Source organism: Paenibacillus sinopodophylli (genome assembly GCF_005930355.1).
In the GTDB taxonomy this organism is placed as follows: domain Bacteria; phylum Bacillota; class Bacilli; order Paenibacillales; family Paenibacillaceae; genus Pristimantibacillus; species Pristimantibacillus sinopodophylli.
Genome location: NZ_VDBO01000014.1, coordinates 76,932 through 101,537 on the forward strand (window position 1 = coordinate 76,932; position 24,606 = coordinate 101,537).

A 24,606-nucleotide genomic window follows, 5' to 3' on the forward strand; every position below is an offset into this window, starting at 1 on the left:
TCCTGTCATGTATAATAGAATGAGGTTATTATGATTTGAACCATTTGGGAGGATGATCAGCATGGATCAACCAATTACAAATAACGGCGAAACCGGAGCCGAAGCGAAAGCGATGTTTGCTGGAGGCTGCTTCTGGTGCATGGTTTCTCCATTCGAGGAAATGCCGGGCATTATCTCGGTCGTATCCGGCTATACGGGCGGGCATACCGTCAACCCGACATACCAGGAGGTTTGTTCGGAGACGACGGGACATACGGAGGCTGTGCAAATTACGTACAACCCCCAAGTATTCCCGTATGAGAAGCTGCTTAGCATTTTCTGGATGCAGATTGATCCGACGGATGCAGGCGGCCAGTTCCATGATCGCGGCGATTCTTACCGGACGGGCATTTATTATTACGATGAGAAGCAGCATGAGCTGGCTGAGGCTTCCAAGCAGGAGCTTGCGGCAAGCGGCCGTTTCGATCGTCCGATCATTACCGAAATCGAGCCTGCACAAACCTTTTACCCTGCAGAGGATTATCATCAGGGCTATCATAAATCGAATCCGTACCGATACAAAATGTACCGCAAAGGCTCCGGGCGTGATGCGTTTATCGCACAAAACTGGACCATAAAGAAAAATAAAGAAGAGCTTAAACAGCGCCTGACTCCCATTCAGTACGAAGTGACGCAAAACAGCGGGACAGAACGACCGTTCACAGGCGAATACTGGGATCACACCGAGGATGGCATCTACGTGGACATTGTATCAGGCGAGCCGCTCTTCAGCTCGCGTGATAAATACGATGCAGGCTGCGGCTGGCCAAGCTTCACGAAGCCGCTGCAAGCTTCTGCAATAGCCGAGCATACCGATTCTTCGCATTATATGGTAAGGGTTGAGGTTCGCAGCAAAGAGGGCGATTCCCATCTTGGCCATGTGTTCGATGATGGTCCTAAGCCAACTGGACTTCGCTACTGCATCAATTCAGCATCGCTGAAATTTGTTGGCAAAGATAAGCTGGAGCAAGAAGGATACGGAGAGTACCGTCATTTGTTCGAATAACATTTCTTAGCCATCCATACCACTATGAACGGAGGCGTTACGAGATATGAACATAGAAGAAGCGATTCGCTCGCGTAGAACAATTGGAAGAGTGAAGAAGGATCCGGTCGAACGCGCACTAATTGAGAAGCTGCTGGATGCAGCAGTATGGGCTCCGAGCCATCATAATACACAGCCATGGTCCTTTATCGTCATGACAGGTGAAGGGCGGGCGAGGCTAGCCGAAGGTTACGCACGAGTGTCTGCGGCAGCCGTTCCTGAGCTTAGCGGACAGGAGCTAGAGGACAGACTGGTCAAGGAGCGTACCAAAGCCTATCGCGCTCCTGTAATTATCGCAGCGGTTTGCTCGCCTTCCGATGATCCGCGTGCCGTACTTGAGGAAGAGCTTGCGGCTGCTCAAGCAGCTGTGCAGAACCTGCTTCTAGCAGCTCACGCGAACGGCCTCGGTGCCATTTGGCGCTCTGGCGATCCGATGTACCATCCGCTGATGAGAGACACGCTCGGTCTAGCGGAGAAAGATCAAATCGTCGCACTCATCTATCTAGGTTATCCAGATATGACTCCGCCGGAGCCGCAGCGCATACCCGCAACCGCTAAAACGGTTTGGTTGGTGTAAGTTTATCTATGCAATAGTAGTGACAATAGGCCATGCTGCTTTCCCTTATCGGGAAACGGCATGGCCTGCTGTTTCTGAACGAACGTCAGGCTAAACAAGCTTTTTGATCGTGAAGTTCGCTTGCAGCACGTACCAGTTCTGCGGAAACGGAACACCAAGCACCCAGTAGCTGACGCCGCGCAAGTTGTATGCTTTGACGAGATTGAATTTGGCCTGTACACTGCGTGCATCCTCATACCAGACAACATGCTCGCGCCCTTCCTTGTCATAATATTGAAAGAATGGGGATTGCCCTTCTTCATCGTATTGAATGGTGGCTCCGAACTGATGTGCGCGGTTCACGGCTGCTTGCGGACTGACGGTAGGTGCCCATTTGGCTCCTTGCACGTAAGGCAGTGTCCAATCATAACCGTATAACGGCATGCCCATCACGATTTTTTGCGATGGTATGACGCTTAGGGCATAAATCAGTACCTTATTAACCTCATTCAGCGGTGCAACGGCACGCGGCGGGCCGCCAGACCAGCCCCATTCGTAGGTCATTAGCACAACAAAATCTAGGATGCGCCCCATCGCAGCATAATCATGAGCCTCGTACAGCGTTCCAGTCTGATTGGCGCTCGTCTTAGGAGCAAGGCAGGCGGAGACAAGGTAGTTTTGCGGATGCAGATTGTCGACAAGCTTTTGCAAAAAGGCGTTGTAAAGCTCGCGATCAGCAGGCGGTACGTATTCGAAATCAACGTTTAACGCGGTATAGCCCTTCTGCTTCATCGTGGCAAGGATGCTCGCAATAACGGATTGCTGCAGCGTAGGATTGCTTAGAATGGCATGGGCGATATCAGGGCTGAAGGTGCCGTTCTCGAAATTAGTAATAACCATCATCGGAGCGGTACGCGTCTGGTACGCAGCATTGATAATGGCTGAGTCGTCTAGCGGAGTAATGGAGCCGTCTGCTTGGAGCCGATAGCTAAATGGGCTTAAATACGTCAAGTAAGGACCGATCTCTTCTACAATGGCGATACCGGCTGCCCCGAATTTCTCCGTATAAGCATTGACCTCAATGCTAGGCTTTGCTGCCTGCGGAATGACGAGCTGCTGGCCGGGATAAATGAGAGCGGGATTGCTAATGTTGTTCATGGCTGCCAGCTCTTGAAGGGTTACGCCGTAACGCCGAGCCAGCAGCCATAGGGTATCACCTACAAGCACCTTATGCGTAGTTGCACCTGCGGGAATAATGAGTGACTGACCGATGACTAGCGTATTCGCATCGCTCAACCCGTTGGCATTCACAAGGTCATTAACCGTAACATCGAATTTCTGTGCAAGCTTATAGAGCGTATCGCCTTTCTGCACGACATGAATTTGCACCGTGGCAGAGCCTCCTCTATTATTTTGATATTCATATGTTATAACTGTATTCAGCGAATCCTATTATTAGTCAGCAAAAGACATTTCAAAACCATTCCATAGCTTTCCTGCACACACGCAGGATAGACGCGGCAGCAGGTTGATTGAGTGGGAGACTAGGGAGGCTGTGCAGAAAGTTGATTATACATGTGTGATCATTTTATTTCGGTTAAGGGATTATCGAGTGCAGGCGCTTTCGATACTTATGACGTTGCTTAGGTCAGCATAGGTGTTCTCAAGCGCTGCGCCATCAGAGGGCAGCGATAGCCGTTTCACCTTGGAATATAAGCATTTATAAGGTTGTTCGCTTAAAAAGGGCTTATATTTCACCGTCAAAGCTACTTCAGCGTCTTAAAGAACGCCGAAGGTGTTTTTGCTTGAATGCGCTAGTTGCTTGTGTAGACGACTATGCTCTTAAAATTGGGTATTCCGCTCTGGATTATGATTAGTTTTATTCAAAAAAACGAACCTTTATAAAACATTGTCTTTTAATGTTCGTATTTCATTGACAGTGCTTTGGGGATTAGATAAACTAGAATAGGTTTGAGGCGGAGCACTCCGCCACACTTTAAATTAGACGATTATTCATTTACATTCATCTCGTATATATTTGGGATAAGGCCTGAATGTTTCTACCCGGAAACCTTAATTTTCGGACTACGAGCAAGATGAGACGACAAGCGGTTCTGAAGCAATATTGAACCGCCATACAGCAAGCTCGCAGCAAGCAGATGCCCGTTTAATTGGACATAGGTTGCCTCTCTAACGGGGCAGCCTACTGCTGTCTCTATGGCAACGTATCGCAGCTTGTATCGTCATCATTAAAGTGAAGCATGACTGATTGGGTATTGTTAGCAATGCCAATCGTTCCTTACGCTTCTGCTCAAGTCCTGCGGCACTCCTATCTCTATGGTGGCTGACGGGCTATTTCTGTTTTTTTAAAAATATAAGGAAGTATAAGATTCAATCTTATACTCTGCTTATATTTCACCGTCAAAGCTCCATCAGCGTCTAAGGACGCTGAAGGCGTTTTTGCTTGATAAATGAAATATAATCCTATTAACGAAAGTGGGTTTGATCGCATGTCTGCGAAGGTAGGCGTTATCATGGGCAGCAAATCGGATTGGGACACAATGAAATTAGCCTGTGATGTGCTGGAGGAATTGCAAATTCCTTATGAGAAAAAAGTCGTCTCGGCGCATCGTACACCGGATTTGATGTTTGAATACGCGGAAACTGCGGTAGCACGCGGGCTTAAGGTCATTATCGCCGGAGCCGGAGGAGCCGCACATTTGCCCGGCATGGTCGCTGCAAAGACGATTCTGCCGGTTATTGGCGTTCCCGTGAAATCATCCAATCTGAGCGGATTGGATTCACTGCTCTCCATTGTTCAAATGCCGGGCGGCATTCCCGTTGCAACTGTTGCAATAGGCAACGCTGGCGGTACGAATGCCGGCCTGCTGGCCGCACAGATGCTAGGAGCGTTCGATCCTGAGGTGCAAGCGCGTGTAGAAGCACGTCGCGAGCGCGTGAAGCAGGAAGTGCTGGAAAGCAGTGAAACGCTATGAGCAGCGATACAAATAAGCGATTAATGAAGACGCTGCTTCCAGGCAGCACGATCGGCATTCTAGGAGGCGGTCAGCTTGGCCGCATGATGGCGAATGCAGGAAGTGCGATGGGCTATAGGTTCATCGCGCTCGATCCGGTAATGGACAGTCCGGCAGGTCAGGTTGCTGAGCAGATCGTGGCGGCATACGATGACCGCGAAGCAGCGAGAGAGCTCGCGAAGCGCTCAGACGTCATTACGTACGAGTTCGAGAATGTCGATGCCGAAGTAGCGAAGATGCTGATGGATGAATCGTATGTGCCGCAAGGAAGCGAGCTGCTCTATACAACGCAGCATCGTCTTCGGGAGAAACGTGCGATTGAAGCAGCAGGCGTCAAGGTGGCTCCATACCGCGAGATTAGAAGCGTGGACGAGCTCCGTGAGGCGGTAGTAGCTTTCGGAACGCCTTGCGTGCTGAAGACAGCAATGGGCGGCTATGACGGCAAAGGCCAATGGGTCATTCGCAGCACGGATGAGATTGAAGAGGCATATGAGACGCTCTCCCGTGCGAAGGTGCAGCTTGTGCTCGAGCAGTTCATTCGCTTTGAGAAGGAAATATCAGTAATCGCGGCGAGAAGCCCGCAGGGTGAGATTAAGACGTTTCCCGCAGCGGAGAACATTCACGTCGATAATATATTGCATTTGTCTATCGTACCCGCGAGAATCAGCGAGGAGCTTCAGCGTGAAGCGGAGCAGCTTGCTACGCGAATCGCAGAAGGGCTTGGCGCTGTTGGTCTGATCGCGGTAGAGCTGTTCGTGACGGCGGATGGGGAGCTATTCGTTAACGAGCTCGCGCCGCGCCCTCATAACAGTGGTCATTACACGATGGAAGCTTGCCGGACGTCACAGTTCGAGCAGCATGTACGTGCAGTATGCAACCTACCGCTTGGAGATACAACGCTTATGAGCCCAGTGGTGATGGTCAATGTGCTCGGACAGCATGTCGAGCCGCTGCTATCGTTAATGGCTCGCCAGGGTGAGTCGGCTGAACGACTGAAGGTTGCGCCTAAGGTGCATTTGTACGGAAAGAAAGACGCGGTTGTGAAACGTAAAATGGGACATGTCAACGTGCTCGCCGATAACACTCAGGCTGCACTTAGCTGGATTGAAGAAACAACTATTTGGAAGGTGTGAATCATTCATGTTAGAGCGTTACAGCAGACCGGAAATGAGAGCGATTTGGACAGAAGAGAATAAATTCAGAGCATGGCTGGAAGTGGAGCTTTGCGCTTGCGAGGCTTGGTCTGAGCTCGGCGTAATTCCTAAGGAAGACGTAGTTGCGCTTCGCGCATCGGCTGATTTCGATATTGACCGTATTTACGAAATCGAGCAGGACACTCGTCATGACGTTATCGCGTTCACGCGTGCCGTATCCGAGAAAGCCGGCCCTGAGGGCAAATGGGTACATTACGGCCTAACTTCAACAGACGTTGTGGATACGGCAATCGGTTACCTATTGCTGCAAGCCAACGCGATTCTGGTAAAGGATATCGAACGTTTCATCGAAATTCTCAAAAATAAAGCACTTCAATATAAAGACACGCCAATGATGGGCCGTACGCACGGCGTTCATGCACAGCCGACAACCTTCGGTCTCAAAATGGCACTATGGTACGAGGAAATGAAGCGTAACCTTGAGCGTTTCCATCATGCGGCTAACAATGTACAGTTCGGCAAAATGTCCGGTGCTGTAGGTACATTCGCAGATATCGATCCTTTTGTTGAAGAATTCGTATGTAACAAGCTGGGCATCACAGCTGCTCCGATCTCGACTCAAACGCTGCAGCGTGACCGTCACGCTGAATATATGGCAACTCTTGCGCTTGTCGCGTCTTCACTGGATAAGTTTGCAACGGAAATTCGCGCTTTGCAGAAGAGTGAATTCCGTGAAGTGGAAGAGCCGTTCGCGAAAGGTCAAAAGGGTTCATCAGCAATGCCGCACAAACGCAACCCGATCGGCTGCGAGAACATCTCCGGCTTGTCGCGCGTTATTCGCGGACATATGGTTACAGCTTACGAGAACATTGCGCTTTGGCATGAACGCGACATCAGCCATTCTTCGGTTGAACGGATTATTTTGCCGGATGCAACGATGCTGTTGAACTACATGCTGAACCGCCTGGGCAATATCATCAACAACCTGCAAGTGTTCCCTGAGAACATGAAGCGCAATATGCAAGCAACATACGGGGTGCCATTCTCTGGCCGTGTATTGACGAAGCTGATCGACAAAGGCTTCAGCCGCGAGAAAGCTTACGACACCGTACAGCCGCGCGCAATGCAAGCATGGGAAACACAGCGCCAGTTCCGCGATATTATCGGCGAAACCGAAGAAATTACAAGCGTGTTGTCATCGGAAGAAATCGACGATTGCTTCAACCCTGCTTGGCATTTGAAGCATGTGGATACGATTTTTACGCGTTTGGGATTGATCTAAAGGGAGGCTGGCCTGATGAGCGCAACAACAAAAGCATTATCGACAGCTGTCGATTATATAAAAGCTCCGCTTATTTACAAAGGCAAGGTTCGCGAGCTTTACGATCTTGGGGAGCATTTCCTGATTGTCGTAACGGATCGCATCTCGGCTTTCGATTACGTGCTTGACCCGGCCGTTCCAGACAAAGGCAATGTACTGAACCGATTGTCTGCTTATTGGTTCGAGCAAACAGCAGATATCCAAGTGAATCATGTTGTTCATACGGACGTTGAGAAGCTTGGGACACTCATTACGGAACCTGAGCTGCTCAAGAACCGTATTATGGTAACCCGCAAAGCGGAACGCATTGATATCGAGTGCGTTGTGCGCGGCTACATCACGGGCGGGGGCTGGAGACAGTATCAGCAAACGTCCGCGATTAACGGCATTTCACTTCCTGAGGGCCTGCGCAAAAATGAACGTTTCCCGGCACCGATCTTCACACCGGCAGCGAAAAACGATGTAGGTCACGATGAGGACATCCCGTTCGAGAAGATGGCCGATATGATCGGCGCCGAGCTTGCTGAAGAGCTTCGCGACCGCAGCATCAAGCTGTACGAGTTCGCTCACGGCTACTGCGCGGAGCATGGCATTATTCTCGCAGATTGCAAGTTCGAATTCGGACTGATCGACGGCAAGGTCGTGTTGATCGACGAAATCTTCACACCGGATTCTTCGCGTTTCTGGGCAGAAGGCAACTATGCGTTTGATATTGAGATCGACAGTATGGACAAAGAGCCAGTGCGTACGTACTTGCTCGGCTCCGACTGGGATCGCGACAGCAAGCCGGCTCCGCTTCCTGAATCAGTAGTGGCTGAGACAACAGCTCGCTACCGCGATATTTACCGCCGATTGACGGGCGTGGAGCTTTAGGAAGTTTTGGGTTAAAATAACGGTGACACTTACCGTTATGCAACAGCCTGCTTGCAGCAGGTAGTCACTTTTTTAACAACGTCGAGCAAGAGCGACGACGCTGACATAGGGGCGCGGAAGCGCATGCCTTCTAAGGCAGGCAGTCAGCGAGAGCGCTGCTGCACCCCATAACCCGCAGCCTGAGCGCAAGCGCAGGGCTGCAGTAATCTTGGACTGGCAGCATTTATGCGAAAGGCCAGTCAGACAAGTTCCTGTGGCTAGCGATAGCGCAGGCCAGAGTACTCAGGCTCTTGGTGGCTAGAGCGATAGCGCAGGCCAGCAATGAGGCCCTCGGTGGCCAGCGACAGCGCAGGTCACTACTTATCACTTAGCTTTAAGTGGTCAGCGACAGCGCGATCACCACCATTACTTCACCGACCACAGTCGCAGAGGTTTTTACTTTGAAATGTGGGAGCTCGGAGAGCGGGAAGTTGTTGCCGGAGAGCGACAGCGATCGCTTTTTGAAGACCGGGAAACACCCGCTAAGCGGTGTAATCAAGTTTCCCGGCTTCAACAGCGGCGTAGGCAATAACTCCCGCGCCCGAGCGGCCATCACATTTCGACTAACAAACTTGCTGCGAAAAAAACCCATTTTCAGGAGGCTATTATGAAGGCAACCGTCTACGTCACCATCAAGCAAAACGTTTTGGATCCACAAGGAACCGCTGTACAAGGGGCGCTTCACACACTGGGCTTCGCCGAAGTCGAAAAAGTACGCATCGGCAAATATTTGGAGCTTGAGCTTGACACGACTGACCGCGCTGAAGCGGAAGTACGCATCAAAGCGATGTGCGAGAAGCTGTTCGCGAACACGGTTGTAGAAGATTTCCGTTTTGAACTGGAGGGTTAAGACGATGAAGTTTGCGGTACTCGTATTTCCTGGCTCCAACTGTGATATCGATTGCTACAAAGCCGTCGAAGACACCATCGGCCAGTCGGTTGACTATGTATGGCATACAGCTACGGACTTGTCCGCGTATGATGCAATTCTAGTGCCAGGAGGCTTCTCCTACGGCGACTACCTGCGCTGCGGCGCGATCGCACAATTCGCAGCTGTTATGAGCGAAGTGCAAAAAGCGGCTGAAGCAGGCAAGTTTATTTTGGGCATTTGCAACGGGTTCCAAATTTTGACGGAAGCTGGCCTTCTGCCAGGCGCTTTGATCCGCAACAATGGACTGAAATTCCGCTGCCATCAAGCACCTCTTGAAGTGGTAAACAGCAGCACAGCATTCACGAACCAGTACTCGCAAGGCGAGATTATTAATATTCCAATTGCCCACGGCGAAGGCAACTACTATTGCGACGATGCAACGCTTGCCGAGCTCAAAGCAAACAACCAGATCGTATTCCGTTATGCTGGCGACACGAACCCGAACGGTTCGGTTGAGAACATCGCAGGAATTAGCAACAAAGCAGGCAACGTAGTAGGAATGATGCCTCACCCAGAGCGTGCGATTGATCAATTGCTAGGCTCGGAAGACGGTAAACGGATGTTTACATCGATTTTGAATGCATGGAGGGAACAACATGGCGCAGCAGTTAACAGCTAAGGAACCGACAGCGGAGCAAATTGCCGAGCAAAAGATTTACAGCCAGTTTGGCGTATCCGATTATGAGTTTGAGCTGATTTGCGGTTTTCTTGGCCGTAAGCCTAACTATACAGAAATCGGCGTATTCAGCGTCATGTGGTCAGAGCACTGCTCTTACAAAAACTCCAAGCCGATCCTTAAGAAATTCCCGATTACAGGACCTCGCGTTCTGATGGGACCGGGCGAAGGCGCGGGAATCGTCGATATCGGCGACAACCAAGCGGTCGTATTCAAAATCGAATCACATAACCATCCATCTGCGGTTGAGCCTTTCCAAGGCGCAGCAACAGGCGTTGGCGGCATTATCCGCGACATTTTCTCCATGGGCGCTCGTCCGATTGCATTGCTGAACAGCTTGCGCTTCGGCCGCCTGGAGAATGAACGCGTTAAATATTTGTTCGAGCATGTTGTTAGCGGTATTGCCGGCTATGGTAACTGTATCGGAATTCCGACGGTTGCAGGCGAAGTGATGTTCGATGAGAGCTATGAAGGCAATCCGCTCGTTAATGCCATGTGCGTTGGTCTAATCGATCATGATAAAATTCAGCGCGGTGTAGCTAAAGGGGTAGGCAACCCGGTATTCTACGTAGGTCCTGCTACTGGCCGCGATGGTATCCACGGTGCTACATTCGCATCCGTTGAGCTGTCCGAAGAGTCCGAGGAGAAGCGTACGGCTGTACAAGTCGGCGATCCATTCATGGAGAAGCTGGTTATGGAAGCAACGCTTGAGCTGATCGATTCCGGTATCGTGCTTGGTATTCAAGATATGGGCGCAGCGGGTCTGACTTGCTCCAGCGCAGAGATGGCTTCCAAAGCAGGCAACGGTCTTGAGCTTTACCTTGATGAGGTGCCGCAGCGTGAAACGGGCATGACGCCTTATGAAATGATGCTCTCCGAGTCGCAAGAGCGTATGCTCTTCGTTGTTGAGCCGCAGCATGAAGCGCAGGCGAAAGAAATTTTTGAACGCTGGGGCATTATTTGTGCCAAAGTAGGTAAAGTAACGGATGACGGACGTCTTCGTCTGTTCCACCAAGGCCAAGAGGTTGCCGATATGCCGGTTAAAGCGCTCGTTGACGAGTGCCCTGTATACGACAAACCGTCGAAAGAGCCTGCTTACTTCAGCGAAAATGCTGCAGTAGACACTTTGGCTTACGACGAAGTAACCGACCTTACTGGCGCGCTGGAGAAGGTACTTGCTTCCCCAACGGTTGCGAGCAAAGAGTGGGTTTACAATCAATATGACTACATGGTTCGTACATCGACAGCAGTTCAACCAGGCTCCGATGCGGCAGTTGTGACGATTCGCGGTACGCGCAAAGCACTAGCGATGACGACAGACTGTAACGGACGTTACGTATATCTAGATCCAGAAGTAGGCGGACGTATTGCCGTTGCAGAAGCAGCACGTAACATTGTATGCTCGGGCGCTGAGCCGCTTGCTGTTACAGATAACCTGAACTTCGGTAACCCGGAGAAGCCGGAAGTGTTCTGGCAGCTTGAGAAGTCGGCTGATGGTATGTCCGAGGCTTGCGTTATCTTGAATACGCCGGTCATCGGCGGTAACGTGAGCTTGTACAATGAGAATGCGAAGGGTGCGATCTACCCAACACCAGTCATTGGTATGGTTGGTCTTGTGCATGACATTGACCACATTACTACTCAAGGCTTCAAAGCAGAAGGCGATGTTATTATTCTCGTAGGCGAGACGAAAGCGGAGCTTGGCGGAAGCGAGCTGCAATACGTATTGCAAGGCGGGGCTGCTGGCCGTCCTCCTGAAATTGATCTTGCAACAGAGAAAAAGGTTCTTGATGCGGTTCTTGGCGCAATCCAAGGTGGACTTGTTGCTTCGGCGCATGACTTGTCCGAAGGCGGAATTGCTGTAGCTGTAGCTGAATCGTGTATCAGCGGTCGCCTAGGCGCAGAAGTTGCTTTGACTTCTGACCTGCGTGCAGACCACCTATTGTTCAGTGAATCACAATCTCGTATTCTTCTTTCGGCTAAGCCGGAGAATGCTGCGGCATTGCAAGCGAAATTGTCAGAGCAAGGCGTTGTTCACACTCAAATCGGTACTGTTAAAGGCAGCAGCCTGACCATAAACGTAAACGGAAAAGCCGGCATTCAGGCGCCGGTAACACAACTGGAGAAGGTCTGGAAGGATGCGATTCCATGTCTGATGAGCAAATAAGACAGGAGCCTGTGTTATGGACGGGAGACCACTATAACGAAGGCATTGGCCGTGACGATATTTTTGATAAATTGCGTGAGGAATGTGGCGTCTTCGGGGTATTTAATCTCCCTGAAGCGTCCAACCTATCCTATTATGGACTTCATGCGCTTCAGCACCGTGGTGAGGAAAGCGCTGGAATCTGTACGGTAGATACGAAGAACGGCAACAAGTTCGCGTATCACCGCGGCATGGGTCTTGTGAAAGAAGTATTCAACAAGGACAATCTGGATCTTCTTGCGGGCGACCGCTCCATCGGACACGTTCGTTACTCGACAGCGGGAGAGAGCAAGCTTGCGAATGCGCAGCCGCTCATATTCCGCTATCGCGACGGCGACCTGGCGGTTGCAACAAACGGCAATATCGTGAATGCGCCAGAAATTCGCAAAGAGTTGGAGATGTCTGGTTCGATCTTCCAAACGTCCAGCGACACGGAAGTTATTGCCCATCTCATCGCTCGTTCTTCGAAGGATTTCGAGACGGCGGCGAAGGAAGCTTTGCAGCGTATTGTCGGAGGCTTTGCATTTCTAATTATGACGAATGAGAAGCTGCTCGTCGCTTCTGATCCGCATGGACTGCGTCCGCTTGTTATGGGTCGTATCGGTGATGGCTACGTGTTCTCGTCGGAGTCTTGTGCATTCGAGACGATCGGTGCCGTATACGAGCGTGACGTTCAGCCAGGCGAGCTTCTCATTCTGGATGCGGACGGCATGCGCGAGACGCGTTACGCTGACGTTGAACGCCGAGCTACCTGTGCGATGGAGTATATTTATTTTGCCCGCCCGGACAGTGATATTAATGGCATTAACATTCATATGGCGCGCAAGCGGATGGGACGCCAGCTTGCTTCTGAATCGTTTGTCGATGCGGATATCGTTACGGGTGTGCCCGATTCCAGTATTTCGGCGGCAATCGGTTATGCAGAGCAGACAGGAATTCCTTACGAGCTTGGCCTTATCAAAAACAAATATACTGGCCGGACGTTCATCCAGCCTTCCCAAGAGCTTCGCGAGAAGGGTGTCAAAATGAAGCTGTCCGCCGTTCGCAAAGTAGTGGAAGGCAAACGCGTCGTTATGATCGATGACTCGATTGTACGCGGTACGACATCACTTCGCATCGTGAACCTGCTTCGTGAAGCAGGTGCGACAGAGGTGCATGTACGGATTACGTCGCCTCCATTCAAAAACCCTTGCTACTACGGCATCGATACGCCGGATCGCAAGGAGTTGATCGCTTCTTACCGCACGGTAGAGGAGATTCGCAAGCAAATCAATGCGGATTCATTATCCTTTTTGACTGATCAGGGCTTTGTAGATTCTGTTGGCGGCAACGATGGAGCGTATAATCGCGGCATGTGTCTTGCATGCTTCGATAATGACTACCCTACAGTGGTTGACGTAGAATCGGACAAAAGCTGCAGCTGTTAATCGCATAAATGTTTAACCCCATGGAGTGTTTGTGCTCCTAAATTAGTTAAGGAGTTGACCGAGAGTGTCAGAAGCGTATAAAAAAGCCGGCGTCGATATCGCGGCAGGCAACGAAGCGGTAGAACGGATGAAAAAGCATGTAAAGCGGACGTACCGTCCTGAGGTGCTGGCAGAGCTAGGCGGCTTCGGCGGTCTGTTCAGCCTGAACAAGGACAAGTATGATGAGCCTGTGCTTGTGTCTGGAACGGATGGCGTCGGAACGAAGCTGAAGCTTGCTTTTGCCATGGACAAGCATGACACGATCGGCATTGATGCCGTAGCGATGTGCGTGAACGATATTATCGTACAAGGCGCGGAGCCTTTGTTCTTCCTGGACTATCTAGCATGTGACAAAGTCGTACCTGAGAAGATCGAAGCGATCGTCAAAGGAATCGCGGAAGGCTGCGTGCAAGCGGGCTGTTCCCTGATCGGCGGCGAGACGGCTGAAATGCCAGGTATGTATCAAGGCGGAGAATACGATATCGCAGGCTTTACTGTAGGTATCGTAGATAAGAAAAAAATGATCGACGGCTCGACAATTGCTGCAGGTGACGCTGTCATTGGATTCGCTTCAAGCGGTATTCACAGTAACGGCTTCTCACTCGTTCGCCGTTTGCTTCTTGAGGATGCCGGCTACAAGCTGGATCAAGAGCTGGCAGAGCTTGGCGGTGCTAAGCTTGGCGACGTATTGATCGAACCAACTCGCATCTATGTGAAGTCGGCGCTTAAGCTGGTGGAGCAGGTTGAAGTGAAAGGCATGGCGCATATTACAGGCGGCGGCTTTATCGAGAACATTCCGCGGGTATTGCCAGATGGCGTGAACGTGGATGTCGAATACGGCTCATGGCCGATTCTGCCTATCTTCGACCTGATGCAATCCAAAGGCAGCATTACGAATCGTGACATGTTCACGACTTTTAATATGGGAATCGGTTTGGTTATCGTTGTACCAGCTGATCAAGCGAGCGATGCTCTTCGCATTGCGACTGAGCTTGGTGAGCAGGCTTACCGTATCGGAACGGTTACGGAAGGCAGCCGCATCGTGACATTCACAGGAGCGGACGTATAATGGGAGCACTTCGCATCGCTGTATTCGCTTCGGGACAAGGCACCAACTTCCAAGCGATTATAGATGCGGTGCAGAATGGGAAGCTCGATGTAACCATCGAGCTTCTTGTTTGTGACAAGCCTGCCGCTCCCGTAGTGGAGCGCGCACGGAAAGCTGGCGTGGACACGTTCCTGTTCACGCCTAAGGAGTACCCGTCTCGCGAAGCGTACGAGACGGAAATTATCGCCGAGCTAGAGCATCGCGGCGTTGAGCTGATCGTGCTTGCGGGTTACATGCGCATTATCACGTCAGTACTTGTTGAGCCGTTCTACGGGCGGATGATTAACATTCATCCGGCGCTGCTGCCGGCATTCCCCGGCGTGAACGGCATCGGACAGGCGCTCGCGTACGGCGTTAAGGTGACAGGCGTCACCGTCCACTATGTGGACGGTGGCATGGACAGCGGGCCGATTATCGCGCAGCGTGTAGTTGAGGTGGCGGACGAGGATACGGAAGACTCGCTCGCCGAACGCATTCATGCAGCAGAGCAAGACCTGCTGCCAGGTGTTATCCAGCAGATCGCGCAGGGGCGCGTGACGTTGGATGGACGGCATGTGCGAGTGAGCGGCATATAGGAAAGGATATGATTGTCCTCATCCTTTCTCTATACGTTGCGCAGAAACGATGGCGTCTACAGTAAGGACGCCGTTAGGCGTTTCTTCTTAAAATATAAGAATTTATAAGGTTGTTCGCTTATAAAGGGCTTATATTTCACCGTCAAAGCTACTTCAGCGTCTTAAAGGACGCTGAAGGCGTTTATGCTTGAGAGAAGCAATAGGTTGGCCAAATAGATGAGGAGGTATTTGCGTGGCTATTCGTAGAGCGTTAATCAGTGTTTCCGATAAAACGGGAATCGTGGAGTTTTCTAGAGAGTTGGCAAGCCAAGGCGTGCAAATCATTTCGACGGGCGGTACATTCAGTCTGCTGCAGAAGGAAGGCATTCCAGTTATCGGTATTTCCGATGTAACGGGCTTCCCTGAGGTTTTGGATGGGCGTGTTAAGACACTTCACCCGGCCGTTCATAGCGGATTGCTCGCGGTGCGTGACAATGAAGAGCATCAGAATACGATGAAAGAGCTTGGTCTGGATTATATCGACCTGGTTGTCGTTAATTTGTATCCATTCAAGGAAACGATTGCGAAACCTGACGTGTCCTATGAAGATGCAATCGAGAATATCGACATTGGCGGACCAACTATGCTTCGCTCAGCTGCCAAAAACCACGCATTCGTAACCGTAGTCGTGGATACTGCTGATTATGACACAGTTCTAGAAGAATTGAAGGCACAAGGCGATACGACGCTTGAGACACGCAAACGTCTAACCGCCAAAGTGTTCCGTCACACAGCGGCTTATGATTCCCTTATTTCGGATTACTTGACTAAGCAAGTGGGCGAGTCATTGCCGGAAACGTACACGGTTACTTATGAGAAGGTTCAGAATCTTCGTTACGGAGAGAACCCGCACCAGAAGGCAGCCTTCTACAGCAAGCCGCTTGCAGCAGCAGGCAGCATCACAACGGCTGAGCAGCTGCATGGCAAAGAGCTTTCGTACAACAACATCAGTGACGCGAACGCATCGCTCGCGATTCTGAAAGAATTCGACGAGCCGGCAGTCGTTGCAGTTAAACATATGAACCCATGCGGAGTAGGTATCGGCGCAACGATTCATGAGGCTTATCAAAAAGCTTACGCGGCAGATCCGACCTCGATCTTCGGTGGTATCGTAGCAGCTAACCGGACGATCGGTGCTGACACAGCTGAGCTGCTGGGCGGCATTTTCCTTGAAATCATTATTGCTCCTGACTTTACGCCAGAGGCACTTGAAATTTTAACGAAGAAGAAAAATATCCGTCTAATGAAGCTTGGTGAGTTATCAGCAGCAGGCGAGCGCAAACCAGAATGGGTCGTTACATCGGTTGACGGCGGCATGCTCGTGCAAGAGAGTGACGTTCATAGCGTAACGGAAGCAGATCTGCAGTTCGTAACCGACCGCAAGCCGACAGCTGAAGAGCTCAAGCAGCTCTTGTTCGGATGGAAGGTTGTTAAGCATGTGAAATCCAACGCGATTCTGCTAGCGAAGGATGATATGACGATCGGCGTAGGCGCTGGCCAGATGAACCGCGTAGGCGCTGCTCGCATTGCGATTGAACAAGCTGGCGAAGCGGCTAAAGGCTCCGCTCTTGCTTCAGATGCGTTTTTCCCAATGGGTGATACGGTAGAGCTTGCTGCAAAAGCAGGCATAACGGCAATCATTCAGCCAGGCGGCTCGATCAAGGATGAAGAGTCCATCGCTGCAGCTAATGCGAATAATATCGCTATGGTATTCACAAGCGTACGTCACTTCAAGCACTAAAGCATACTTTTATCATAGGCAGCCGCGCGTTAACGACAGAGAGCTGGCGAAGCGAGCGGCTGCTGCTTGTTTAAGCGATATGATTGATACGTTTCATTGAAACGATGGCGTCTACTGAAAGGACGCCGTCAGGCGGTTCTTGTTACATAGTTAATTAGGAGGTTACGTGAATGCGTATTTTGGTAGTTGGCGGCGGTGGACGCGAGCATGCGATCGTCTGGGCGCTTAAGAAAAGCGAGAAGGTCAAGGAGATCTTCTGTGCACCTGGCAACGCCGGAATTGCTCAGCTTGCTGAGATCGTTCCCATTGCTGTTAGTGAATTTGATGAGTTGATTCGTTTCGCAAAGGATGCGGCAATCGATTTGGTATTTGTAGGTCCAGATGATCCGCTCGCTGACGGTATCGTAGATGCTTTCGAGGCAGCGGGTATCGTAGCTTACGGTCCGCGAAAAAATGCAGCTGAAATTGAAGGCAGTAAAATCTTCATGAAAAACTTGCTCAAAAAGTACAACATTCCGACTGCGAAGTACGAAACGTTCACAGATTATGAGACTGCTTCTGCATATCTTCGCGAGCAATCGGCGCCGATTGTAATTAAGGCTGACGGCCTTGCTGCCGGCAAAGGTGTGACGGTAGCAGCAACCCTTGAAGAAGCAGAGAATGCGCTTCGCGAGATGATGGTAGACAAGGTGTTCGGTGAGGCTGGTACACAAATCGTAATCGAGGAATGCCTTGTTGGACAGGAAATGTCGATTCTTGCTTTCGTAGACGGCGAGACGGTTCGCGCTATGGTGCCTGCTCAGGATCACAAGCCGATTTTCGACGGTGACAAAGGACCGAATACAGGCGGAATGGGAACATATACGCCGCTGCCTCATATCGACCCAGCCATTATTGAAGAGTCGATCCAAAATATTATTATTCCAACGGCTAAGGCGATGGTCAGCGAAGGCAGACCGTTCCGCGGCGTCTTGTTCGCAGGACTTATGATTACGCCGGACGGTCCTAAGACGATCGAGTTCAATGCACGTATGGGCGATCCAGAGACGCAGGTCGTATTGCCTCGTCTGCAAACGGATCTAATCGACATCGTTCTGGCATCGATCAACGGTAACTTGGATCAGCTCGACATTCAGTGGAGCGACGAAGCGGCGGTTTGTGTGGTGGTCGCGTCGGAAGGTTATCCGGCTTCCTATCCGAAAGGCCGTGTCATTACAGGTCTTGCCGAGGCGGAAGCGCAAGGTGCGCTTGTGTTCCATGCAGGTACAGCTGAGAAGGATGGCCAATTTGTGACGAACGGCGGCCGCGTGCTTGGCATCGTCGGCCGCGGCAGCGACATTGCCGAGGCTCGTGCCCGTGCATACGAAGCGGTTAGCGTGATCGACTTTGAAGGCAAGCAGAACCGGACGGATATTGCGGCGAAAGCACTGGTTTAGATTAGCTAATATAGTCAAATCTCATATATGAAATACTGATAAAAGGTCTATGCGTTGTGCTGCTCTGAGAAGGGGGCAATAACGTGTAGGCCTTTTTTTTGTATGCGGATTGAAGCAGGGTGTGTCAGATCGGCTCGATTGGTGTTACTAATTTGTAACTCTATCACTATGGGGCAGAGTTACAATGAGTCTATCAGCGAGGAATAGAAGGTGAGAGAAATGAATCAAGCTAGAAAGCAAGGACGAAGCATGGTAATGATGTTGATGATGGTCTTCGTGTTGGTATGGTTAAGCGGCTGTTCAGCTGGTTCATCCTTTAGTTTGTCTGCTTTGGTCGGAGATAAACAGACCGATGTGAACATGTCGAACGAACAGAAAGGCCCGCAAGCAGCTGGAGGCGGAGCTGAGAATGAGCCGGATGAGGTTATCGTTGGTCATACCGACGATTCGGATGGACAGATTACGCATGGCAATCTGCCAAGCAAGCAGGCTGAAACACCAAGCAAAGGTGGTACGGTTGAACAGCCAGCGGAACAGCCAGCGGAGCAGCCTAGCGGTACAGCGACGGATAAGCCGCAGACACCGGAGACGCAAGCTCCAGAAGCACAAACGCCGAGCCCTTCGGCAACGGATGAAGTGAAGCCGTCAACAGTACCTGCAACAGATCAACCAGAAGCATTACCTACGGAAAAACCGGAGGTACCGATAGTTGACCATTCGGAGGGGACAGAAGGGACTGCTACGGATAAGCCGAGTCCATCAGCGACAAGCAAGCCGGATGGATCCCCATTGGCCGAGGAGCAATTGGATGACCCTGATCCTTCATCTCCTGTTAGCAAGCCCGCAGCAGGTGAGAAATATATTGCACTGACGTTTGATGACGGTCCAGATCAGCGTTATACGAATGATATTTTGGATATCCTGAAAGAAAAAGGAGTAAAAGCTACGTTCTTCGTCGTTGGGCAACAGGTGAAAAAAAATCCTGAGGTTCTACAGCGTATTGTGGAGGAAGGCCATTCCATCGGAAATCATACTTACAATCATAAGGACTTATCTAAGCTGAACAAGCAGCAGATCATCCAAGAAATTAAAACAACGGATGCGATCATCAAAAAAACGGTCGGCTACACACCGGTTATGGTACGAGCACCTTATGGCGCTGTGTCGGATACGTTAAAGGTGTTGCTGAAAGCAAGCAAGCGCGATTTAGTCAGTTGGAATATTGATACGCGCGACTGGGCGGGCACATCGGCAGCTGATATGAGCAAAATGATTAAAAAAGAGGCTAAGCCTAATGGTATAATATTAATGCATTCTTTTGGCAGCAAAAATATTAAAAACACCGTGCAGGCACTGCCTGGCATTATTGATGATCTAGTTGATATGGGCTATACATTGGTGACTGCCGACCAAATCGTGTAGTAGGGTAACGGTACGAGGAGGCTGCGAAGTTGGATAACGCAAGTGATACGAATGCCAAGCCTGGAAGCAAGTCATTCATGCGAAGAAGCCTGTTGATTGGTGCTGTCGCACTGCTTCTAGGTTTGGCGACAGGCTGTCGTTATACGGCCGCACCTGCGGATTTACTGCAGAAGCCGGCAATTGCGCCGGAGAAGCAAGCCATCGTACAGGCGATCGAGAAGAGCCTGCCGGATTATAGCAAGCTTACGCTTCCGATGAGAGAGGACCATATGGAAGCGATCCGGTTGATTGATGTGGATGGTGACGGAATAGATGAAGCAATCGTTTCTTATTACAACGAATACAGCTCACCAGAATTAATGGTGTTCAAATATACGTCGATGACTTGGAAGCCTTGGGTGCTCGTGCAACAACCGCTCGCAAGGGTAATCGATTGGCTCAAAATTGAGGATCTTGATAAAGATGGTCAGGTAGAGATTATGATCGGCTGGATCGGAGCGTTTGACAGTCCGAATGTACTTGAGATTTATTCCTTTAGTACGAAGCCTGTTCGTAACGACGCAGGTAAGCTTATATTGAAGCCGGTGGAGACTTTGCCCTATTCCTATGGCGATACGGGTGATATTAATGGAGATGGCCGTCTAGAGCTTGCCATTATATCGGAGATTGGAACGAATCAGGAGATGGCGATGCCCGAGTTTCATTTGACCCTTTACAATTGGAGAGACGGCGGGGTTCATAAGCTTTACACAGAAGAGCTCTATAACGATGTTAATAATTATGACCGTTTATTAATTGGACGAATATCAACGGAACGCAGCGGTATTATTTTGGAAGCTTCAACAGGAGCCCATAGCACTTATACAACGATGTATGCTTGGGATCGGAACAAGCTGAAGCTCGTCTATCCAGCAGGCCCAGGTAAGCTTGAAGGGCTGAACGGAACGCCTACGATGAGCAAGGATATGGATGGGGACGGTATATTGGAAATTCCATGGGCGAAAGAGGCACCCGGATATCCGGATATCTCCTATGCAGAATCCAAATGGCTGAACGAGTGGATGCAGTGGGATGGAAAAGTGGATTTCGTGAAAATCTCGGAGCAATTCACAGATTACCGTTATGGCATTCAGCTTCGTATTCCAGATCCATGGATGGGCCGATATACGCTTCATAACCCTGAGGAAGAATTTGCTTTTGTTGCAATCGATTACTGGAATGAAGCGATTGATTTAACGTCCGCATTAGCTACGCTGTACGCCGTGCCTCAGAAGCAATGGGAGAGTGTGGAGGCGGGATGGAAGCAGGAAGGGAAGCCTTATCGCCAGCTTATGACGGACAGCGGCAACGTATTTGCAGTTTCGTTCGTCAAGGAAGTCCCGGAGGAATGGGAAGAAACAGATCGGCAAGCATTCAAAGAAATGGCGGGAGTAGAAGCAGAGTTTACTTCTTCCCTGTCCATTCGTAATGATTAAGACAGAAAAGCGGGTGCTCTAGGCTATGCGAATATTATTACTGGAGGACGAGGAGTCCATCCGCGGCTTCGTCCGCATTAATCTGAAGCGCAACGATATGGAAGTTATCGAAGCTGAGACGGGTGAAGCCGCGCTTGCACTGGCCGAGTCGGAAGGGCTAATTGACATTGCCCTGTTAGATGTTATGCTGCCTACGATCAGCGGCTTTGAGGTGTGTGAGCAGCTGCGTGCCCGCTATCCGCGCATGGGTATCATTATGCTCACAGCCAAATCGCAGGAGGAAGACAAAATACTCGGGCTGGAGCTTGGCGCGGACGATTATGTGCAGAAGCCGTTCAGTCCCGGTGAGCTTATTGCAAGAATCAAATCCCTCTACCGTCGTATGAATCCGGAGCCATCGCGTCAAGTGAATGAGGAGCAGGCGCAGCAGAATGAAGCAGGTGCAGCTGCGGAGCATGAGCCGGTTATACGGCAGGAAGAGGCAAGACAGCCAGACGTGACAGTCCTCTCATTCGAGCAGCCTCAGGTACAAGTGCCAATCACATATGCAAGCGTACATCAGGAGCTTGTAGTACAGCCTTTCCGCCTTTCGGTAGCCGAGCGCAAGCTATGGAAGCAGAACAAGGAAATCATTCTGACACCAACGGAATGGACGCTTGTCAGATTGCTAATGGAACGTGTAGGAGAGAGTGTAAGCCGCGATCATATATTGACCGAGGTATGGGGTAGATATTATGTCGGTGACCTAAAGGTTGTTGATGTAAATATACGGAGAATCAGGCAAAAGATCGAAAAGAATCCCTCTGATCCTGCTTTTATTGAAACGGTATGGGGATATGGCTACAGGTGGAAGCGGGGCACCCTCGAATGAAAAGCGTACAAACGCGAATGGTCTGGAGCTATTTGCTGCTTATCGTGCTTGTCGTCAGTGTACTTGGAGGCGTGTTCGCCGCATTGATGTGGAACTATTATTATGGAAGTTCTCAAAGCTCCGTCAAGCAGCGAGCCGAGTCCGCACTCGTGCTTCATAGTCGCTCGTTATCCTCGCTAACCGTACAGGATCAAGGCGATTATATGCTTCAATATATGGCTGAGAGCGGAACGAGACTGCAATTGCTCGACAGTACGGGTCAAATACGCATCGACTCGGACGGCTTTGCTCCAGATATTCGTTACACAACCGCCGATGTGAAAGCGGCAATTGCTGGTGAGACTGGAAGCTGGCGGGGGATTGATCCGTATTATGGCGAGCGTGTCATGTCTGTGACTATTCCACTCTGGAATGAGACTCGCGTTGTATCGATGCTGCGGTATTCCGCTTCACTTGGTCAGGTCGATGCGATGGTTAGCTTGCTGATTCGAATGGCAGCGGCAGTTGGTATTGGTGTTATTTTGTTATTCCTTGGGCTTAGCTTGATTCTTGCCCAGCGTATTGTTAAGCCGATTCGGGAGCTTACGAGGGCAGCTCGCTATATGGCCGAAGGCGATTGGACACGTCGAGCCATTCAACGCAATGACGATGAGATCGGACAGCTCGCCGAAACATTTAACGCAATGGTTATGGAGCTCAGCAAACGGGAGAAGCTGAAGGATGACTTTATCTCATCGATCTCTCATGAGCTTCGTACACCGCTCACTTCCATTAAAGGCTGGAGTGAGACGCTGAAGGAGAGCGAGCCGACGGATGATAATGAAGAGGTTAAACTTGGCTTATCCATTATAAGCAAGGAAACGGAGCGATTGTCGGGGCTTGTCGAGGATCTGCTCGATTTCTCGAAGCTGTCTGCGCGCAAGATGGAGCTGCACAGCGAGGTGCTTGATTTCAATGGACCTGTCAAGGAAACCGTTAACCAATTGGGCGTTCGGGAAGAGCACACCCGTGTAAGAATTCTGGCGACCTATGACAAAGGCCCGATTGTTGTGAAGGGTGACGCCAATCGCCTAAAGCAGGTCGTTATTAATTTAATTGACAATGCGCTTAAATTCACGCCGGCAGGCGGAACGATCCGAGTAGTTACACGAGCGGAGCAGGACGCAGCAATGCTTACGGTATCGGATTCCGGTTGTGGAATAGAGGCTGAGGATTTGCCGCATGTAACGGAGAAATTCTACAAGGCAAACACTGGTCAAGGCGGGTCAGGACTTGGCCTTGCCATCTGCAAAGAAATCATTGAGCTCCACGGCGGTCAGCTTACAATTGACAGCGAACGTGGAGCAGGAACCATCGTGACGATACGAGTGCCGCTTATGCGAGAGGAATAGCTTGATTCCTCTGCCTGCGTTGCACGTATCGTCATTCTTTGTAGAAAAGCAGCTTGCGGTTCGCAATCACCGAAGCAATTGCGATAATAATGCCTATCGTGAGCATGACAGAGAGCCAGTGCTCCTTCAACCATGCAATCCATAAAGGCATAGTTTTGCACCTCCCTAACGTGATATAATGCCAAACATGTGCATAGTATGTCCCATTTCGCTGCATCTTAAGTGGTGCTGCTATATTTTCGAACGGTGATTGACAGGGATAGAGTAAGGATGCTATTATGTTCTTAATTAATTCATAGTAAACGGGTAGGAATTATTATATATAGGCTATCAGGAGGTTGACCGGATGGAAAAGCACTTGACGCTGCGACATAACGAGCTTGAGCTTGCGGCAACGCTGCATTACCCCAATGACGGACAGAAGACAGATTCAGAGAAAAAGCAAGCTATCCTTATATGCCACGGTTTTGTTGGTTCACGGATCGGCGTAGATCGATTGTTCGTGAAGACAGCTCGTGCGCTCGCCGCGCAGGGCTCCTACGTCCTGCGTTTTGATTACGGCGGCTGTGGAGAAAGCAATGGGGACTATGGTTCGCTTGGCTTCGACTCTATGGTCGATCAGACCAGAACGGCTATTGATTATTTGGCGAGCATGGATTGCGTCGATCTGCGCAGAATTGTATTGCTTGGACACAGTCTTGGCGGTGCAGTGGCGATTATGACAGCCGTTAAGGACAAACGTGCCAAGCGGCTTGTGCTTTGGTCGCCAGTCGCTTATCCATTCAATGATATTGTAAGGATTGTTGGTCGCAGCAGCTATGACGATGCGGTTACGAAAGGAAGCACAGATTATCTAGGCTACACGCTGCAGCCAGTGTTCTTCGAATCGCTGCTTCAGCATCAGCCATTCCAAGCGGCAACTAAATTCGGCGGCGAGGTGCTGCTCGTACACGGAACAAGCGATGAGCTCATTCCTGTTGATTACAGCTTCCTCTACCAGAAGGTGTTCTGGACCCGCAGTGACGGCTTGTGCGACAAGGAAATTATTTTTCAGGCGAATCACACATACTCTGCACGCAGCCATCAGGAGGAAGCGATTAGAGTTACCTCGGATTGGTTGAGCGGTCTTGACAAGCAGCAAGAGGAATGGCATCACTGGAGTATTTGAGAAATAGACAGGAGGCAAGCTCTGCATCGCGGGAGCTTG

General features: G+C 50.5%; 21 protein-coding genes and 1 riboswitch. Of the genes, 19 read left to right on the plus strand and 2 right to left on the minus strand.

Annotated elements, in window-relative coordinates; genetic code table 11:
* Window positions 1-61 precede the first annotated feature (61 nt).
* Entirely contained in the window at window positions 62-1,045 is a 984-nt protein-coding gene (msrB, locus tag FGT79_RS26560) for a peptide-methionine (R)-S-oxide reductase MsrB (protein WP_138755862.1), read from the plus strand.
* A gap of 46 nt (window positions 1,046-1,091) precedes the next feature.
* Entirely contained in the window at window positions 1,092-1,661 is a 570-nt protein-coding gene (locus FGT79_RS26565; RefSeq protein ID WP_138755863.1) for a nitroreductase family protein, read from the plus strand.
* Window positions 1,662-1,751: 90 nt separating this feature from the next.
* On the opposite strand, the gene FGT79_RS26570 is transcribed toward FGT79_RS26565, so the two are convergent.
* Window positions 1,752-3,029 carry a glycoside hydrolase family 18 protein gene (locus tag FGT79_RS26570; RefSeq protein WP_138755864.1) on the minus strand — a complete coding sequence of 426 codons (1,278 nt, stop codon included), beginning with the start codon at window positions 3,027-3,029 and terminating at the stop codon, window positions 1,752-1,754.
* Window positions 3,030-3,648: 619 nt separating this feature from the next.
* A riboswitch (purine riboswitch) is annotated at window positions 3,649-3,748 on the plus strand.
* 402 nt (window positions 3,749-4,150) lie between these two features.
* On the opposite strand from FGT79_RS26570, the gene purE reads away from it, so the two are divergent.
* Genes purE through FGT79_RS26590 form a run of 4 tightly spaced genes read left to right on the plus strand, consistent with a single transcriptional unit; the run spans window position 4,151 to window position 8,023 of the window.
* A complete protein-coding gene (purE, locus tag FGT79_RS26575) occupies window positions 4,151-4,636 on the plus strand; it encodes a 5-(carboxyamino)imidazole ribonucleotide mutase (protein WP_138755903.1) in 486 nt (161 codons plus the stop codon).
* Window positions 4,633-5,808: a 5-(carboxyamino)imidazole ribonucleotide synthase gene (gene purK, locus FGT79_RS26580; RefSeq protein WP_138755865.1), complete on the plus strand. Its 1,176-nt coding sequence runs from the start codon at window positions 4,633-4,635 to the stop codon at window positions 5,806-5,808. Before purE ends, purK begins: the two co-directional genes overlap by 4 nt.
* Before the next feature lie 7 nt (window positions 5,809-5,815).
* A complete protein-coding gene (gene purB / locus FGT79_RS26585; protein WP_138755866.1) occupies window positions 5,816-7,111 on the plus strand; it encodes an adenylosuccinate lyase in 1,296 nt (431 codons plus the stop codon).
* Window positions 7,112-7,126: 15 nt separating this feature from the next.
* Window positions 7,127-8,023, plus strand: coding sequence for a phosphoribosylaminoimidazolesuccinocarboxamide synthase (locus FGT79_RS26590; protein WP_138755867.1), 897 nt, complete (start codon window positions 7,127-7,129; stop codon window positions 8,021-8,023).
* Window positions 8,024-8,396: 373 nt separating this feature from the next.
* Here FGT79_RS26590 and FGT79_RS26595 read toward each other — a convergent pair whose 3' ends face one another.
* A complete protein-coding gene (locus FGT79_RS26595) occupies window positions 8,397-8,591 on the minus strand; it encodes a hypothetical protein (RefSeq protein ID WP_138755868.1) in 195 nt (64 codons plus the stop codon).
* Between the two features lie 75 nt (window positions 8,592-8,666).
* Between FGT79_RS26595 and purS the strand changes: the two genes are divergently transcribed.
* The 13 genes from purS to FGT79_RS26660 all read left to right on the plus strand — a co-directional run bounded on the left by purS (window position 8,667) and on the right by FGT79_RS26660 (window position 24,567).
* Window positions 8,667-8,912: a phosphoribosylformylglycinamidine synthase subunit PurS gene (gene purS, locus FGT79_RS26600; RefSeq protein ID WP_171056467.1), complete on the plus strand. Its 246-nt coding sequence runs from the start codon at window positions 8,667-8,669 to the stop codon at window positions 8,910-8,912.
* Between the two features lie 4 nt (window positions 8,913-8,916).
* The gene (purQ, locus tag FGT79_RS26605; RefSeq protein WP_138755870.1) at window positions 8,917-9,612 is read left to right on the plus strand and encodes a phosphoribosylformylglycinamidine synthase subunit PurQ; all 696 of its coding nucleotides are present in this window, start codon (window positions 8,917-8,919) and stop codon (window positions 9,610-9,612) included.
* Window positions 9,590-11,836, plus strand: a complete 2,247-nt coding sequence (gene purL / locus FGT79_RS26610; protein ID WP_138755871.1) for a phosphoribosylformylglycinamidine synthase subunit PurL — start codon at window positions 9,590-9,592, stop codon at window positions 11,834-11,836. The genes purQ and purL overlap by 23 nt, the downstream gene beginning before the upstream one ends.
* Window positions 11,818-13,302, plus strand: coding sequence for an amidophosphoribosyltransferase (gene purF / locus FGT79_RS26615; RefSeq protein ID WP_138755872.1), 1,485 nt, complete (start codon window positions 11,818-11,820; stop codon window positions 13,300-13,302). The genes purL and purF overlap by 19 nt, the downstream gene beginning before the upstream one ends.
* Window positions 13,303-13,366: 64 nt before the next feature.
* Complete coding sequence (gene purM / locus FGT79_RS26620; protein ID WP_138755873.1) at window positions 13,367-14,410, plus strand: phosphoribosylformylglycinamidine cyclo-ligase; 1,044 nt, start codon at window positions 13,367-13,369, stop codon at window positions 14,408-14,410.
* Window positions 14,410-15,024 (plus strand): phosphoribosylglycinamide formyltransferase, encoded by a 615-nt coding sequence (gene purN / locus FGT79_RS26625; protein WP_138755874.1) that lies wholly within the window; start codon window positions 14,410-14,412, stop codon window positions 15,022-15,024. The genes purM and purN overlap by 1 nt, the downstream gene beginning before the upstream one ends.
* A gap of 232 nt (window positions 15,025-15,256) precedes the next feature.
* Window positions 15,257-16,804 carry a bifunctional phosphoribosylaminoimidazolecarboxamide formyltransferase/IMP cyclohydrolase gene (gene purH, locus FGT79_RS26630; protein WP_138755875.1) on the plus strand — a complete coding sequence of 516 codons (1,548 nt, stop codon included), beginning with the start codon at window positions 15,257-15,259 and terminating at the stop codon, window positions 16,802-16,804.
* A gap of 170 nt (window positions 16,805-16,974) precedes the next feature.
* The gene (purD, locus tag FGT79_RS26635; protein ID WP_138755876.1) at window positions 16,975-18,240 is read left to right on the plus strand and encodes a phosphoribosylamine--glycine ligase; all 1,266 of its coding nucleotides are present in this window, start codon (window positions 16,975-16,977) and stop codon (window positions 18,238-18,240) included.
* Window positions 18,241-18,459: 219 nt separating this feature from the next.
* Window positions 18,460-19,662 carry a polysaccharide deacetylase family protein gene (locus FGT79_RS26640; protein WP_246096646.1) on the plus strand — a complete coding sequence of 401 codons (1,203 nt, stop codon included), beginning with the start codon at window positions 18,460-18,462 and terminating at the stop codon, window positions 19,660-19,662.
* Window positions 19,663-19,691: 29 nt separating this feature from the next.
* On the plus strand, window positions 19,692-21,137 hold the full coding sequence (locus FGT79_RS26645) for a VCBS repeat-containing protein (protein ID WP_138755877.1): 1,446 nt from the start codon (window positions 19,692-19,694) through the stop codon (window positions 21,135-21,137).
* 25 nt (window positions 21,138-21,162) lie between these two features.
* Window positions 21,163-22,008, plus strand: a complete 846-nt coding sequence (locus tag FGT79_RS26650; RefSeq protein WP_138755878.1) for a response regulator transcription factor — start codon at window positions 21,163-21,165, stop codon at window positions 22,006-22,008.
* On the plus strand, window positions 22,005-23,399 hold the full coding sequence (locus FGT79_RS26655; RefSeq protein WP_171056463.1) for a sensor histidine kinase: 1,395 nt from the start codon (window positions 22,005-22,007) through the stop codon (window positions 23,397-23,399). Before FGT79_RS26650 ends, FGT79_RS26655 begins: the two co-directional genes overlap by 4 nt.
* Before the next feature lie 346 nt (window positions 23,400-23,745).
* Window positions 23,746-24,567 (plus strand): alpha/beta hydrolase, encoded by an 822-nt coding sequence (locus FGT79_RS26660; RefSeq protein ID WP_138755880.1) that lies wholly within the window; start codon window positions 23,746-23,748, stop codon window positions 24,565-24,567.
* Window positions 24,568-24,606: the final 39 nt, after the last annotated feature.

Bases quoted from the DNA above. Each gene is read 5' to 3' on its own strand.
- purL (WP_138755871.1), top strand. From the start codon at position 9,590: ATGGCGCAGCAGTTAACAGCTAAGGAACCGACAGCGGAGCAAATTGCC.
- FGT79_RS26590 (WP_138755867.1), top strand. From the start codon at position 7,127: ATGAGCGCAACAACAAAAGCATTATCGACAGCTGTCGATTATATAAAA.
- FGT79_RS26565 (WP_138755863.1), top strand. From the start codon at position 1,092: ATGAACATAGAAGAAGCGATTCGCTCGCGTAGAACAATTGGAAGAGTG.
- FGT79_RS26650 (WP_138755878.1), top strand. From the start codon at position 21,163: ATGCGAATATTATTACTGGAGGACGAGGAGTCCATCCGCGGCTTCGTC.
- purF (WP_138755872.1), top strand. From the start codon at position 11,818: ATGTCTGATGAGCAAATAAGACAGGAGCCTGTGTTATGGACGGGAGAC.
- FGT79_RS26640 (WP_246096646.1), top strand. From the start codon at position 18,460: ATGAATCAAGCTAGAAAGCAAGGACGAAGCATGGTAATGATGTTGATG.
- purK (WP_138755865.1), top strand. From the start codon at position 4,633: ATGAGCAGCGATACAAATAAGCGATTAATGAAGACGCTGCTTCCAGGC.
- FGT79_RS26660 (WP_138755880.1), top strand. From the start codon at position 23,746: ATGGAAAAGCACTTGACGCTGCGACATAACGAGCTTGAGCTTGCGGCA.
- purQ (WP_138755870.1), top strand. From the start codon at position 8,917: ATGAAGTTTGCGGTACTCGTATTTCCTGGCTCCAACTGTGATATCGAT.
- purB (WP_138755866.1), top strand. From the start codon at position 5,816: ATGTTAGAGCGTTACAGCAGACCGGAAATGAGAGCGATTTGGACAGAA.
- msrB (WP_138755862.1), top strand. From the start codon at position 62: ATGGATCAACCAATTACAAATAACGGCGAAACCGGAGCCGAAGCGAAA.
- purE (WP_138755903.1), top strand. From the start codon at position 4,151: ATGTCTGCGAAGGTAGGCGTTATCATGGGCAGCAAATCGGATTGGGAC.
- purD (WP_138755876.1), top strand. From the start codon at position 16,975: ATGCGTATTTTGGTAGTTGGCGGCGGTGGACGCGAGCATGCGATCGTC.
- purN (WP_138755874.1), top strand. From the start codon at position 14,410: ATGGGAGCACTTCGCATCGCTGTATTCGCTTCGGGACAAGGCACCAAC.
- FGT79_RS26655 (WP_171056463.1), top strand. From the start codon at position 22,005: ATGAAAAGCGTACAAACGCGAATGGTCTGGAGCTATTTGCTGCTTATC.